The sequence below is a fragment of the Amycolatopsis sp. NPDC052450 genome, assembly GCF_044547565.1.
GTDB lineage: Bacteria > Actinomycetota > Actinomycetes > Mycobacteriales > Pseudonocardiaceae > Amycolatopsis.
Genome location: NZ_JBIUAQ010000007.1, coordinates 283,006 through 295,476 on the forward strand (window position 1 = coordinate 283,006; position 12,471 = coordinate 295,476).

At 69.0% G+C, this 12,471-nt stretch carries 14 protein-coding genes; 8 read left to right on the plus strand and 6 right to left on the minus strand.

Going from position 1 to position 12,471, the window contains the following annotated elements; translation table 11 throughout:
* Positions 1-94 precede the first annotated feature (94 nt).
* The gene (locus tag ACIHAO_RS15400; protein WP_037306485.1) at positions 95-871 is read left to right on the plus strand and encodes an isoprenyl transferase; all 777 of its coding nucleotides are present in this window, start codon (positions 95-97) and stop codon (positions 869-871) included.
* A 78-nt stretch (positions 872-949) separates the two neighbouring features.
* On the opposite strand, the gene ACIHAO_RS15405 is transcribed toward ACIHAO_RS15400, so the two are convergent.
* Entirely contained in the window at positions 950-1,198 is a 249-nt protein-coding gene (locus ACIHAO_RS15405) for a hypothetical protein (protein ID WP_396558182.1), read from the minus strand.
* Between the two features lie 730 nt (positions 1,199-1,928).
* Between ACIHAO_RS15405 and ACIHAO_RS15410 the strand changes: the two genes are divergently transcribed.
* Positions 1,929-3,215 (plus strand): PhoH family protein, encoded by a 1,287-nt coding sequence (locus ACIHAO_RS15410; protein ID WP_396558272.1) that lies wholly within the window; start codon positions 1,929-1,931, stop codon positions 3,213-3,215.
* 61 nt (positions 3,216-3,276) lie between these two features.
* Here the strand turns inward: ACIHAO_RS15410 and ACIHAO_RS15415 are convergent, their stop codons facing one another.
* The 3 genes from ACIHAO_RS15415 to ACIHAO_RS15425 are packed head-to-tail and all read right to left on the minus strand — an operon-like array spanning position 3,277 to position 7,384.
* Complete coding sequence (locus tag ACIHAO_RS15415; protein ID WP_396558184.1) at positions 3,277-4,875, minus strand: alkaline phosphatase family protein; 1,599 nt, start codon at positions 4,873-4,875, stop codon at positions 3,277-3,279.
* Positions 4,872-5,912, minus strand: a complete 1,041-nt coding sequence (locus tag ACIHAO_RS15420; protein ID WP_396558186.1) for a glycosyltransferase family 2 protein — start codon at positions 5,910-5,912, stop codon at positions 4,872-4,874. The genes ACIHAO_RS15415 and ACIHAO_RS15420 overlap by 4 nt, the downstream gene beginning before the upstream one ends.
* A gap of 32 nt (positions 5,913-5,944) precedes the next feature.
* Positions 5,945-7,384: a GuaB1 family IMP dehydrogenase-related protein gene (locus ACIHAO_RS15425; RefSeq protein WP_396558188.1), complete on the minus strand. Its 1,440-nt coding sequence runs from the start codon at positions 7,382-7,384 to the stop codon at positions 5,945-5,947.
* 35 nt (positions 7,385-7,419) lie between these two features.
* Here ACIHAO_RS15425 and ACIHAO_RS15430 point away from each other — a divergent pair, with 35 nt between their 5' ends.
* Positions 7,420-7,890: a DUF309 domain-containing protein gene (locus ACIHAO_RS15430; RefSeq protein WP_396558190.1), complete on the plus strand. Its 471-nt coding sequence runs from the start codon at positions 7,420-7,422 to the stop codon at positions 7,888-7,890.
* Here ACIHAO_RS15430 and ACIHAO_RS15435 read toward each other — a convergent pair.
* Positions 7,876-8,280, minus strand: coding sequence for a winged helix-turn-helix transcriptional regulator (locus ACIHAO_RS15435; protein WP_396558192.1), 405 nt, complete (start codon positions 8,278-8,280; stop codon positions 7,876-7,878). The genes ACIHAO_RS15430 and ACIHAO_RS15435 overlap by 15 nt on opposite strands.
* 9 nt (positions 8,281-8,289) lie before the next feature.
* Here ACIHAO_RS15435 and ACIHAO_RS15440 point away from each other — a divergent pair, with 9 nt between their 5' ends.
* Positions 8,290-8,646 carry a YybH family protein gene (locus tag ACIHAO_RS15440; RefSeq protein WP_396558194.1) on the plus strand — a complete coding sequence of 119 codons (357 nt, stop codon included), beginning with the start codon at positions 8,290-8,292 and terminating at the stop codon, positions 8,644-8,646.
* Positions 8,647-8,719: 73 nt separating this feature from the next.
* Positions 8,720-9,949: an NADH:flavin oxidoreductase/NADH oxidase family protein gene (locus ACIHAO_RS15445; protein WP_396558196.1), complete on the plus strand. Its 1,230-nt coding sequence runs from the start codon at positions 8,720-8,722 to the stop codon at positions 9,947-9,949.
* On the opposite strand, the gene ACIHAO_RS15450 is transcribed toward ACIHAO_RS15445, so the two are convergent.
* Positions 9,893-10,594: a Pr6Pr family membrane protein gene (locus ACIHAO_RS15450; protein WP_396558198.1), complete on the minus strand. Its 702-nt coding sequence runs from the start codon at positions 10,592-10,594 to the stop codon at positions 9,893-9,895. The genes ACIHAO_RS15445 and ACIHAO_RS15450 overlap by 57 nt on opposite strands.
* A 118-nt stretch (positions 10,595-10,712) precedes the next feature.
* Between ACIHAO_RS15450 and ACIHAO_RS15455 the strand changes: the two genes are divergently transcribed.
* The 3 genes from ACIHAO_RS15455 to ACIHAO_RS15465 all read left to right on the plus strand — a co-directional run bounded on the left by ACIHAO_RS15455 (position 10,713) and on the right by ACIHAO_RS15465 (position 12,418).
* Positions 10,713-11,522, plus strand: coding sequence for an NBR1-Ig-like domain-containing protein (locus tag ACIHAO_RS15455; protein ID WP_396558200.1), 810 nt, complete (start codon positions 10,713-10,715; stop codon positions 11,520-11,522).
* Positions 11,523-11,702: 180 nt separating this feature from the next.
* Positions 11,703-12,044 (plus strand): hypothetical protein, encoded by a 342-nt coding sequence (locus tag ACIHAO_RS15460; protein WP_396558202.1) that lies wholly within the window; start codon positions 11,703-11,705, stop codon positions 12,042-12,044.
* On the plus strand, positions 12,041-12,418 hold the full coding sequence (locus tag ACIHAO_RS15465; protein ID WP_125791894.1) for a hypothetical protein: 378 nt from the start codon (positions 12,041-12,043) through the stop codon (positions 12,416-12,418). The genes ACIHAO_RS15460 and ACIHAO_RS15465 overlap by 4 nt, the downstream gene beginning before the upstream one ends.
* Positions 12,419-12,471: the final 53 nt, after the last annotated feature.

Genomic DNA, 12,471 nt, shown 5'->3' on the forward strand with positions numbered 1-12,471 from the left:
CGCTCACTCTTCCCAGGTTACGGCACCGTAGGTTTTTCGCCAGTGTCCGTGGCGCGTCCCACTGGGGCTTGCGGGGTGACTACTCTCCAGTGGCGTGAGTCTTCGGTCCTTCTTGTCAGACGTCGTGTACAGCGCCTACGGCAGGCGCCTGATCCAGCAGGCCAAGGGGCGCCATCCACGCCACATCGCCATCATGCTGGACGGCAACCGCCGCTGGGCGCGCGAAGCGGGCTTCACCGACGTCGCCGACGGGCACCGCGCGGGTGCCAAGAAGATCGCCGACTTCCTGAGCTGGTGCAACGAGGCCGACGTCGAGGTCGTCACCATGTGGCTGCTTTCGACCGACAACCTCGGCCGCGCGGCCGAGGAACTGAGCCCGTTGCTGAAGATCATCACCGACGTCACCGACGAACTCGCCGCGCCGCACACGCCATGGCGGCTCCGCATCGTGGGAGCCCTCGACCTGCTGCCCCCGGAGGTCGCGAAGGCCCTCAGCGCGGCCGCGGAGCGCACGGAGGGGCGCTCCGGGATGGAGGTCAACGTCGCGGTCGGTTACGGAGGGCGTCAGGAGATCGCCGACGCGGTCCGCAAACTGCTGCTCCAGCACGCCGACGAAGGCACGTCGATCCGCGAGCTAGCGAAGATCCTGGACGTCGACCACATTTCCGAACACATGTACACCTCCGGCCAGCCGGATCCGGATCTGATTATCCGCACCTCGGGTGAGCAGCGGCTTTCCGGATTTCTGCTCTGGCAATCGGCGCATTCGGAATTCTGGTTCACCGAAGCTTATTGGCCCGCGTTCCGCCGGGTCGATTTCCTGCGGGCCATGCGCGATTACGCGTGGCGGCACCGGCGCTTCGGTTCCTGAGATTCCCGAGGTTCCTGACCGGTGACATGACGAAGGCCCCGGCGTGCACTCCGGGGCCTTCGACGTCGTCACTGAAGATCAGTGGCCGTGGTGCTCCAGCGAGTGGAGGATCAGGGCCGGGGTGGTGGCGACGCCCGTGTAGGCACCGGCGACCAGCGAAGCGGCACCGTAGCCCAGCGCGCCGCCACCCTCGATGAAGGTGTTGTAGGCGTCGCCGAACGTCGGGTCCGGGGTGCCGGTGGTGTCACCGGTCGCGGCGAACGCGGTCCCGCCGACCATCATGATGCCCGCGGCGACGGCGGAAACGAAACCAGCCTTCTTCAGCACTTCGCACACTCCTTGGTAGAGATATTCAGGGATCGGGGGCACCGAAATCCGGTGGGGGTGTCCCGCTAGTGAGAAAATTACTCGCTATTCAGGAGTTGTGACCGTCTCGTAAGCCCATTGTGTGAGCCCGAAATGGCTGTCTTCACTCGGTCCGGTTCTCTGTCCAGGTCACAAAATGCGCTCCGCTACGAGGCGTGGTAGAACCCTCGATCCCATCAGGTGAACGCCCTCTGTCGCGTTAATCCATCCGGGTCGCATCTCCGAGCGTCCCTGAATGGAGATCATCACTACACACCGTGACGGTGACGAGGCGTTGATGTCACGCGACCGACAGTGAGATGACGGTTTGGCGAATCACCGTGGTGGCTGCCTGCGCGATCGGCCGGACGCAGGTACCTTCCGGAAGTGAGGGTTCGCGTCCCATGCGGACTCTCACGGGAGGCCCTGGTCGTGGCGGTAGTCGACAGGGCGGCACAGCCGCCCAGTGGATGCACGAGGGGGCCGGCACCCGGCCCTCGTGGTCGTGCCGACTGACGCGGTGAGCGTCGGAAGGAACGGTTAGCCAGGGAAGTGCCCGGCCCAGCGAGTGCGGGCGTGGTGCCACGCCCACGAGGGAGATGCCGTCGTGACTGCGCAGCGTTCACCCCGCAAGGCCTCTGGCCGTTCTTCGACCGGTGCCCCTGGCCCGGAGAAAGCCTCGATCTCGCCCGAATCCCAGCGGTCCACTTACGTGCTCGACACGTCGGTCCTGCTCTCTGACCCCTGGTCGGTGACTCGTTTCGCCGAACACGCGGTCGTGCTTCCGCTGGTCGTCATCAGTGAACTGGAGGCGAAACGTCACCATCCCGAACTGGGGTGGTTCGCGCGCGAAGCGCTTCGCATGCTCGACGACCTGCGTCGTCAGCACGGCAGGCTCGACGCGCCGCTCCCGATCGGTGAGCACGGCGGCACCCTGCAGGTGGAGTTGAACCACTCCGATCCCACGGTGCTCCCGGTCGGCTTCCGCACCGACTCCAACGACCACCGCATCCTCGCCTGTGCGCTCAACCTGGCGGCGGAACGCGCGTCGGTCACGCTGGTGACCAAGGACATCCCCCTGCGCGTCAAGGCGGGCGCCGTCGGTCTCGAAGCCGACGAGTACCGCGCGCAGGAGGTGACGCCCTCGGGCTGGACGGGGATGGCGGACGTGGACGTCCCGCAGACCCTGCTCGACGCGCTGTTCGGCGCGTCTTCCGCGGATCCGGCGGAATTCGGGATGCCCGAAGTCGGTGAGCTGCCCTGCCACACCGGTTTGAGGCTGCTCGCGGGCAGTTCGAGCGCGCTGGGCCGGGTCACCGCGGACAAGCGGATCCGGCTCGTGCGGGGTGACAAGGAGGCGTTCGGCCTGCACGGCCGCTCCGCCGAGCAGCGGGTGGCGCTGGATCTCCTGCTGGACTCCGATGTCGGCATCGTCTCGCTGGGCGGACGCGCCGGCACCGGCAAGTCGGCGCTCGCGCTCTGCGCGGGCCTGGAATCGGTGATGGAACGCCGCCAGCACCGCAAGGTCGTGGTGTTCCGGCCGGTGTACGCGGTCGGCGGCCAGGATCTGGGCTACCTGCCCGGTTCCGAGAGCGAGAAGATGCAGCCGTGGGCGCAGGCGGTGTTCGACACCCTCGGTGGCCTGGTCAGCCAGGACGTCCTCGACGAGGTCTTCGACCGCGGCATGCTCGAAGTGCTCCCGCTGACCCACATCCGCGGCCGTTCGCTGCACGACACGTTCGTCATCGTCGACGAGGCGCAGTCCTTGGAGCGCAACGTGCTCCTGACCGTGCTTTCGCGGCTCGGCACGGCCTCGCGGGTCGTGCTCACGCATGACGTCGCGCAGCGCGACAACCTGCGGGTCGGGCGGCACGACGGCGTTTCGGCGGTGATCGAGAAACTCAAGGGTCACCCGCTGTTCGCGCATGTCACGTTGACCCGGTCCGAGCGGTCGCCGATCGCTGCGCTCGTCACCGAGATGCTGGAGGACCACGGCTAGGCGCGTGCAATGAAAGGTCCTTTCCTTGCAAATTTTGCAAGGAAAGGACCTTTCATGGCGGCTAGGTGACCGGTTTCGCCCAGGGGAGCGGCCGTCCGTCCACGTCGTCGGTGAGTTCGACGCCGAGCATGGCCGAAAGCGTCGCGCCCAGGTCGACGACGTCCAGATCCGGCAGTTTCGCGCCCGGTTCGAAACCGGGCCCGCTGGCGAGGAGTAGCCCGTCCGGCCGGTGGTCTCCCGTGCGCCAATGCTCGTCCGGGCCGTGGACGACGCCGGTCTTGGGCGACCAGACCGTCTCGATCGGACCGGTGCGGGCCCAGTCGATCAGTAGATCCGGCAGGGTGTCGTCGGCCTCGCGGTCGTAGTGGTCGCTCGTGCGGGAAACCTCGCGCACGACCGGCTTCCCGGTCGCGACGTTCACCAGTGAGAGCAGGTCTTCGGTCAGCTGCTCGCAGACGGCTTCGTACTCCGTGCCGGGCTGGACGACGCCGTGCGGTTCGCGGCCCGCCAGGTTGATCCGCACCCCGCCGAAGACGAAGTTGTTGGGGGACAGGTAGAACCGCTGCTTCGACCGCTGTTCGGCGGTCGCCCAGTTCGGCACCGCGGGCAGCGGGGCCGCCGCCAGCCGCTTGCGCAGCAGCGGCATCGCGGCCGATGCCAGTTTGGTCCGCAAAGGACCGGGAAGCGCGGAATAGGCGCGTTTGGCCAGCGTCATCGCGCCGCCGCCACGCAGTCCTTCGGTCTCCACCGTGTCGAGAAGCCGCAGGATTTCGTGCAGCAGATGGCTTCCCTCGTACCGCGGTCCCATGCCGTGGCTCAGCAGCACGAAGACCGTCGTGTCCGGCCCGGCCAGTGCGAGATGCCCGCCGATCGCGTCGTCGAGACTCCGGTAGACCGAGCGGATCGGGTCCAGTTCGGTCGCGAGCGTGAAGTCGTGGTCGCGATGCGCGGGATCGTGCAGATGCCACTGCTGATGGCCGATGCTGTGGGATTCCCCGTACACCGAAAGGAAAAGATCCCAGTCGCCTTCGGCGAGCAGCTTGGTCGACACCTGGGTCTTCTGCCCGATCCCGGCGACGAGCCCGTGGGTCAGCGCGCGCTCCTCTTCGGGTGTCCTATGTGGACCTTCCCGGTGGAGGTAGTCGTCCGGTGCCCAGTCACGGACCAGATCGGGCTCGGCGGTGAGGATGGGAGTGAGCCCGATGTCGGCCTCGATCTCCTTCGCCAGCTCCGGCGGTGAAGTGTGGAAGCCGAAATGCCGGTCGTGGCAGGCGTACTCGCTCACCATGACCCCGTTGAGCGGTTTGTCCGCACGGGAATGCGGGACGTCGAGGACGGCGACGCGTTTCCCGGCGTCGGACAGCGTCTCCCAGAACGGGGTACCCCGGATTTCCAGCGGGCTGGTCAGCCGCCGTTCGTAGGTCTTGGTGTCGACCTCTTCCCAGCAGTGGAATCCAGTGCGCGCGGCCGTGCGTGCGGTGAAGAAACTGCTCCACAGCGAGCCGACGAACAGGCCGTAGGGATTGTGCGTGGTCGCCGAAGCGCTGGTTTCGAGCAGCCGCGCCAGCGTCGGCACCTCACCCGCCGCGGCGAGATCGCGGATCGTGCCGGGGTCGCAGGCGTCGAGCGCGACCACGAGGATCTTGGCGGGTTCGGTCATGATCGGTGCTCCGGTCCTGAATGTTTGCGGCGGATGGCGGCGAAGTCGTCGTCGTAGGTCGGCCCGTGGGAGAGCCGGTCCCCGGAAGTCGTCGTGTAGTAGCAGGAGATCGCCGGGACGACCAAGGGGTCGCGGTCCGCGGTCAGCGCCAGGAGCAGGTCCCAGTCGCCCATCTCGACCAGCGACTCGTCGAACCGGGCCTCGCGAAGACCCGCCCGGTGCGCGACGGCGCCGATGTCGGCGAGGTTCTCCCGCAGCAGCGTTTCCCGGTCGTAGCGCCGCAAGAACAGCTCCGGCAGGCCGCCGATGTCGTCGATGACGAAGCCGCCGTAGGCCGCCGTGATCTCCGGATGCTCACCGAACGCCCAAGCCAAGGCCTTGAGCCACAACGGATGCAGGGTGTTGTCGTCGTCGAGATAGGCGACGACGTCCCCGGTGACCTCGGCGAGCCCGGCGTTGCGGGCGGCGCAGACGCCGCCGTGTTCGACCCGGATCGACCGGATCCGCGGGTCTTCGAAACCGGCGATCACCTTGGGCGTGGAATCCGAACTGGCGTCGTCGACGATCACCAGTTCCCAGTGCGGATAGCGTTGCGCCCGCACCGAAGCGACGGCGCGGGGCAGCAGCGAGGCCCGGTCGTGTGTCGGCAGAACGATCGAAATCTTCGGTGTGGCCCGGAGTTCGTGCTGATCGAGCCAGTGCGTGAACGTGCGGACGTCGCGGGCGGCTTCGAGACTTCCGGCCCGGAGATGCAGGCCTTCGAAGGCGGTGTCATGGCTTTTCAGCCAGCCGTCGAGCGTTTCCTGCCTCGCGTCGAGGGCGGCTTGCCTGGCTTCGACGGTGGTGGCGCGCGCGTCGCCGTCGCGCAGGGCCCCGCCGTGATCCTCGAGCCAGGCGTTGTGGTGTTCCAGCACCGCGCGCAGCCGCTCGATTTCCTCGGCCTGGTCCGCGATCGCGGACCGTAGTGCGGCGATTTCCCCGTTTTCCGCGTGGCGGCGGTCCAGCGCCGCCGCCACGATCCGTCTCAGGCGTCTCACCCGGTGCACCCTAGTGCTTCAGGTGCCGCGGATCACCAGCCCGACGGCAGCGGCCGTCCTTCCGCGAAGCCCGCGGCGGACTGGATCCCGAGCAGCGCGCGCTCGTGGAATTCCTCCAGCGTCCGCGCGCCCGCGTACGTGCAGGCCGACCGGACACCGGAGCCGATGGAGTCGAGCAGGTCTTCGACGCCGGGGCGGGCCGGGTCCAGCGCCATCCGCGACGCCGAGATGCCCTCTTCGAACAGGCCCTTCTTGGCACGTTCGAAGATGTTGTCCGTGCGCGTGCGGGCGCCGACGGCGCGCTTCGACGCCATGCCGAACGATTCCTTGTACGGCTTGCCCTGCTCGTCGTAGCGCAGGTCGCCGGGGGATTCGTGGGTGCCGGCGAACCACGAGCCGACCATGGCCGCGGACGCGCCGGCGGCCAGCGCGAGCGCGACGTCGCGCGGATGCCGCACGCCGCCGTCCGCCCAGACGTGTTTACCCAGTTCACGGGCCGCGGCCGCGCATTCGGCGACGGCGGAGAACTGCGGGCGGCCGACGCCGGTCATCATCCGGGTGGTGCACATGGCGCCGGGGCCGACGCCGACCTTGACGACGTCCGCGCCCGCGTGGATCAGATCGCGGGTGCCCTCCGCGGTGACCACGTTCCCGGCGACCACCGGGACCCGCGGGTGCACCGAACGGACGGCCTTGAGCGCGGAGATCATCTTCTCCTGGTGGCCGTGCGCGGTGTCGACGACCAGCACGTCGACGCCCGCCGCGAGGACGGCCTCGGCCTTCGCCGCGACGTCGCCGTTCACGCCGATCGCGGCGGCGACGCGCAGGCTGCCGCCGTCGTCGACGGCCGGGGTGTAGATCTCCGCGCGCAGCGCCGCGATCTCGGTCAGGACGCCGGCGAGCCTGCCGTTCTCGTCGATGCCGAGCGCGAGACGGCCGCCGTGATCGTGCAGACGCTCGAACACCTCACGCGGCGGGGTGTTCAGGGGCACCGTGACGACCGCGGGCTCCGCGACGTCGGCCAGCCGCGCGAAGCGGTCGACACCGGCGCAGGCCGCTTCGTCGACGACGCCGACGGGCTTGCCGTCCTCGTCCACCACCACGACGGCGCCGTGGGCGCGTTTGCCGACCAGGTTCAGCGCGTCGGCCACCGCGTCCCCGCCGGTCAGCACGAGCGGGGTGTCCCACACGGTGTGACGGCCCTTGACCCAGGTGACGATGTCGGCGACCGCGGCCACGTCGACGTCCTGCGGCAGGACGACGAGCCCGCCGCGCCGGGCGACCGTTTCGGCCATCCGGCGACCGGCGACGGCGGTCATATTGGCCACCACGATCGGGATCGTCGCGCCGGTGCCGTCCACAGTGGACAGGTCGACGTCGAAACGGGACTCCACGTCCGACCGGTTCGGCAAGAGGAACACGTCGTCGTAGGTCAGGTCGTGAGCGGGCCGATGCCCGTCGAGAAAGCGCACGAGGCCCCAGGATACCCGCGTGGGACAATGTCGGCATGACCGACCGGGACCGTGACGAAACCGGACGAGCCCGTAACGCGCGGCCACGAGACGGCCTCGGCAGGCCGCTCCCGTACGGCGCCGACGGTGTCGAGCGCCAGCCCGAGGGCATCGAACGGAGCCCCGAGGACACCCTCTCCGAGGCCCAGCGCCTGCTCGACGCGGGCCGCCCGTTCCACGCGCACGAGGTGTTCGAGGACGCGTGGAAGACCACCGACGGGCCGGAACGGGAGCTGTGGCGCGGCCTCGCGCAGCTCGCCGTGGGCCTGACCCACGTGGCCAGGGGGAACGGGAACGGCGCGGCCTCGCTGCTGGAGCGTGGCGCGGACAACATCGAGCCGTTCCGCGAGGCCGGCCCGCACGGGATCGACATCCCCGGCCTGCAGGTTTGGGCGCGGGAGATGGCCGAAGCGGTGAAGGTGCGTGCCCAGGTGGAGCCGGTCGCGCCGCGCCTACAAGGCCAGTAGCGCCGAGCCCGAGCGATACAGCTCGATCAGCAGCGGCCGCAGGGCCAGTCCCGCCGGGGTGAGCCGGTAGCTGGTCCGGCTCGGGAAGCCCGGCAGCTCCTCGCGGACGGCGAGGCGTCGCGCGGTCAGGTCGCCGAGACGTTCTGTCAGCACCTTCGCGGACAGGTCGGGCAACGCCGCGCGAAGGTCGCTGAAGGACCGCGCCCCGCCCATGAGTTCCCGCAGCACGAGCGTCGTCCACCGGCCCGAAATCGCGGCGAGCGCGACCTCGACGGGACAGTCCGGCTCGGGCCGCCGGGTGCGGCCGCGGGCGTCCGGGACAAGTTCGCCGTCGAAGGTTTCCGTTTGGTGACCTGCTTCGCGGTCGGTTTCGCTGTCCGCATGACGCATTCCCCCAGTGTGCCTTTGACCGCTGACGCGGCCGAACATCCCTTCGTCTTCCAGGCCGCCTTCAACACCGGATCCGCCGAAATCCTCGACACGGTCTACGAGCCGGACGCCGTGTTCGTCCGCCGGGACGGGGTGCGGGTGACCGGCGCGGAACGCCGGGCCGCGAACGGCGGGATCCTCGCGCTCGGGCAGCCCATCAAGGTCGCTCCGCGCCAGGTGCACGTGGCCGGTGACCTGGCCTTGCTGATCGTCGACTGGGTGATCGAAGGGCATCTCGCGGCGACGGCCACCGACGTCGCCCGACGTGGCGAGGACGGGCTCTGGCGCTACGTGATCGACAACCCCTTCGGTGCCGGCGCACCTTGAGTACTCGACATACCGCGAGTATGTTACTTCGAGTAGGGATACTGCTCAGTAGGTAACGGCGGGAGAAAGCGCGATGAGCGAGCCCAAGGAACTGCTGGCCGAGCCGCTCGAACTGCGGTGCGGCGCGATCCTGCCGAACCGGCTGGCCAAGGCCGCGTTGAGCGAGCAGCTCGGTGACCGCCGCAACCGGCCCACCGCCGAACTGGCCGAGCTGTACCGGACGTGGTCGCGCGGCGGCGCAGGCACGCTGATCACCGGCAACGTCATGGTCGATCCGACCGCGCTCGGCGAACCGCGCAACGTCGCGGTACCCCAGGAGCCGGACGCCACCGGGTTCAAGCCGTGGGCACGGTCGTCGGACGGGACCGAGACCCGGTTGTGGGTCCAGCTCAACCATCCCGGCAGGCAAAGCCCGCGCTTCCTCACCCGTCAACCGGTCGCGCCGTCGGCGGTGCCGTTCGGCGACCGCGGTATCCGCTCGGTGTTCGCGACGCCGCGGGCACTGACCGGCGACGAGATCGAGGCGATCATCGACCGGTTCGGCGTCGCCGCGCGGACCGTCGTCGACGCCGGATTCGCCGGTGTCCAGATCCACGGCGCGCACGGCTACCTCGTCTCGCAGTTCCTCTCACCGCTGACCAACCAGCGCACCGACGGCTGGGGCGGCGACGCCCTCCGGCGGCGGCGGTTCCTGCTGGAAGTGGTCGCCCGCGTGCGTGCCGAGGTCGGCGACGCCGTGCCGATCGCGGTCAAGCTCAACAGCGCGGACTTCCAGCGCGGCGGGTTCAGCGAGGAGGAATCGCTCGAAGTCGTCCGCGAACTGGGTGAGGCCGGTATCGACCTGCTGGAGGTTTCCGGCGGCACCTACGAGAAGGCCGCCATGATGGGGCCGGCCAAATCGAGCACCGCGAGCCGCGAGGCCTACTTCCTCGACTACGCCGCGAAAGCGCGGCAGATCACCGACGTCGCGTTGATGGTCACCGGCGGCTTCACCAGTCCGGCGGGAATGGCGGACGCGCTGCGCTCCGGCTCGCTGGACGTCATCGGTCTCGGCAGGCCGCTGATCGTCGACCCGGCACTGCCCGGCCGCCTGCTGGGCGGCGAGGACGTCCGCGCCCAGCGCACGGCCCCGAAGACCGGCATCCGGCTGGCCGACAGCCTGCTCGAAATCCAGTGGCACACCCAGCAGATGCACCGGGTGGCCGCCGGGAAACCGGTGGACCGGCGGCTCGGCGCGGTCCGGACGCTAGTACGTGCCGGCGTCGCGGATCCGCTCAACGCCTTCCGGCGGGTCCGGGGCTAGATAGTCGTCCACTTCGTCCTTGCGGCTGAACGTGCGGTCGAAACCGACCGCGGCCGCCGCGAGGCCGATGAACAGCACGCCGATCAGCACGCAGTTGAACGCGACACCGCCGTAGCTGTTGATGCCGGGATCGACGAACGGGTACGGATAGAACCCGATGATCGCGCCGCGCACCAGCGTGACCGCGAGCCAGCCCAGCGGGTACAGCAGCGACCACGACAGGACCCGCCACGACAACTGGCCGCGCGGGCCGAACAGCAGCCAGCCCGCGACGCACATCAGCGGCGACACCTTGTGCAGCATCGTGTCGGCGAAGACGGCCCAGCCGTGCAGTTCGTAGAGATCGGCGAGCGCGACCTGGAAGACGACCCCGGTCACGGTGATGCCGACGAGGCCGGTGAGCCGCAGCACGCCGAACAGGGTCGACCGGCCCGCGACACCGAGCGCGAGCAGCAGGCTGCCGGCGCCGACCAGGATGTTCGAGTCGATGGTGAAGAAGGCCAGCAGGTTGGCCACCCGCCCGGCCGGGGTGTGGAAGGTACCGCCCGTGGTGCCCGCCGACACCGGGATCTGGGCGGCGAGACCGGCGAACACCACCAGCGCCGTCGCGCCGAACCAGGCACGCGCGATCTTGGAAGCCTGCATTCCACCTACCTTATGGGTGATCGGGTGGAGACGTCCCGTCACCACCGCACGCCGCCACTCGATCGGGGGCGGAACGCCGCCGGGACTTCCCGGCCGGTGGGTCATATCGTGGGAACCGATGGACGTCGAGCGGAGGCCCGGACGCCGCGGACGGGTCGCGCGGGGTCCGGCGGAGGAAAACGGACCCGTCGCCGGATTCGCGCGGCGGCTGTGGGAGCTGAAACGGGCCGCCGGTGACCCTTCCTACGATCGGATGCGCGACGAGTACGGCGCGCTCGCATCGAAGTCGGCGCTTTCGGCCGCCGCCCGCGGAGAGCGGCTGCCCAGCTGGGAGACGTCGTGGGAGTTCGTCCGCGTGCTGGCCGCCGGGGTGCTCGGCCGTGACGAGGACGAGGTCCGCCACGAGTGGCGCGGCGAATGGGAACGCGCGCGGGACGCGCTGACCGCCGGCCCCGCCCCCGCTCCGGAGCGTTCACGCCGGACGGCGTTCGTCCTCGCCGGAGCCGTGGCGTTCGTCCTCGTCGCCGCGCTCGTGTTCGTCTTCGCGGCCCCGTTCGGTGCCGAGCCCTCCACTCCGGCCGGCGACGCGTCGGAGTTCGTCGCCGACGTGACCGTGCCCGACGGCAGCGAGGTCGCGGCCGGGTCGACCTTCGTGAAGACCTGGGAGTTCCGCAACGCGGGAACGGTCGGATGGGTCGGCCGCTATCTGGTCCGCGCCGGTTCCTTCGGGAACCCCGGCGAATGCGGCACGCCCGAACGCGTACCCGTCCCGCAGACCGCGCCCGGCGAACGCGTCCGCGTCTCCGTCGAAGTGCGCGCGCCCGGCAAGCCCGGGCACTGCCAGGTGTACTGGAAGATGGCCGACGAACAGGGTCACATCCTGCTGCCGAACACCCGCGCCGTGTTCTTCTCGGTCCGCGTCATTTGACCTTCCGCCCCGATGGCCAAAGCGCTGACCTGCATGGACATCGATTCCCTGGCCATGGCCATTTCGCGGCCGTGAATCGCTTCCCGAGTGGCTTCGGCCGCCTTTAACGTCATCGGAGTCCGGGAATTCCGGATGGGGATTTTCCGAAACACTCTCACATTATTTGCGGAAAGGGAATCCATGCGTCCGTACGTCAAGGTCGCCGCATTGGCCGGGGCCGCGCTCACCGTGGCGCTCCTGCCTGCCGCCGCCGCACAGGCGGCTCCGGCGCCCGCTTCGGGCAGTGATCCGATCATCACCTGCGAATCCGGCTACCACGGCTGGATGCGCCGGGCCGGGAAGGACGCGATCTGCCTGAAACCGGGCACGCGCACCTGGGACGTCAAGGTCTTCGAATGCGCCGGGGATCTGACGGTGCATTTCAAGAACGGCGAGAAGGCCTATTGCGGCGGGAACATGAAATTCGGCCTCGACCTGGCCGTCCAGTCCAATGTCGTCAAGACCGTTGTGGGGAACCGATGAAGAAGAAGCTGTTCGCCGTCGTCCCGGTCGCGCTGGCCGGCACCCTGTTGATGGCACCGTCCGCCTCGGCGGCGTCGAAGGTCTGCGAGGGCGGACCGCTGATGGGCGGGAAGACGAAGGTCGTCGAGGTGAGCGCGGGGCAGAGCATCGACATCACCGTGCACAACCACGACTATCGGGGAATGCTCGTCCAGATCATCGACGACGTCTTCGACAAGGGCCTCTGGAGCGGGGCCATCGCGCCGGGCAAGGAACGCACGGTCAAACACGGCGTGCTCGGGGAGCCGCCGGTGTATCACAAGATCCGGTTCGAGGTGACCTCCAACCTCTCGAACAACTACACCTACCGGATCTCTTCGGACCGCTGCTACTGACGCGATTCGTCACCTGCTTGCGGTCGTTGCGCACGCAAGGATCGCAAGTAGGT

Excerpts from the sequence above, each read along its gene's own strand:
- ACIHAO_RS15455 (WP_396558200.1), top strand. The coding sequence starts at position 10,713 with ATGGACGTCGAGCGGAGGCCCGGACGCCGCGGACGGGTCGCGCGGGGT.
- ACIHAO_RS15430 (WP_396558190.1), top strand. The coding sequence starts at position 7,420 with ATGACCGACCGGGACCGTGACGAAACCGGACGAGCCCGTAACGCGCGG.
- ACIHAO_RS15435 (WP_396558192.1), bottom strand. The coding sequence starts at position 8,280 with ATGCGTCATGCGGACAGCGAAACCGACCGCGAAGCAGGTCACCAAACG.
- ACIHAO_RS15415 (WP_396558184.1), bottom strand. The coding sequence starts at position 4,875 with ATGACCGAACCCGCCAAGATCCTCGTGGTCGCGCTCGACGCCTGCGAC.
- ACIHAO_RS15460 (WP_396558202.1), top strand. The coding sequence starts at position 11,703 with ATGCGTCCGTACGTCAAGGTCGCCGCATTGGCCGGGGCCGCGCTCACC.
- ACIHAO_RS15465 (WP_125791894.1), top strand. The coding sequence starts at position 12,041 with ATGAAGAAGAAGCTGTTCGCCGTCGTCCCGGTCGCGCTGGCCGGCACC.
- ACIHAO_RS15450 (WP_396558198.1), bottom strand. The coding sequence starts at position 10,594 with ATGCAGGCTTCCAAGATCGCGCGTGCCTGGTTCGGCGCGACGGCGCTG.
- ACIHAO_RS15445 (WP_396558196.1), top strand. The coding sequence starts at position 8,720 with ATGAGCGAGCCCAAGGAACTGCTGGCCGAGCCGCTCGAACTGCGGTGC.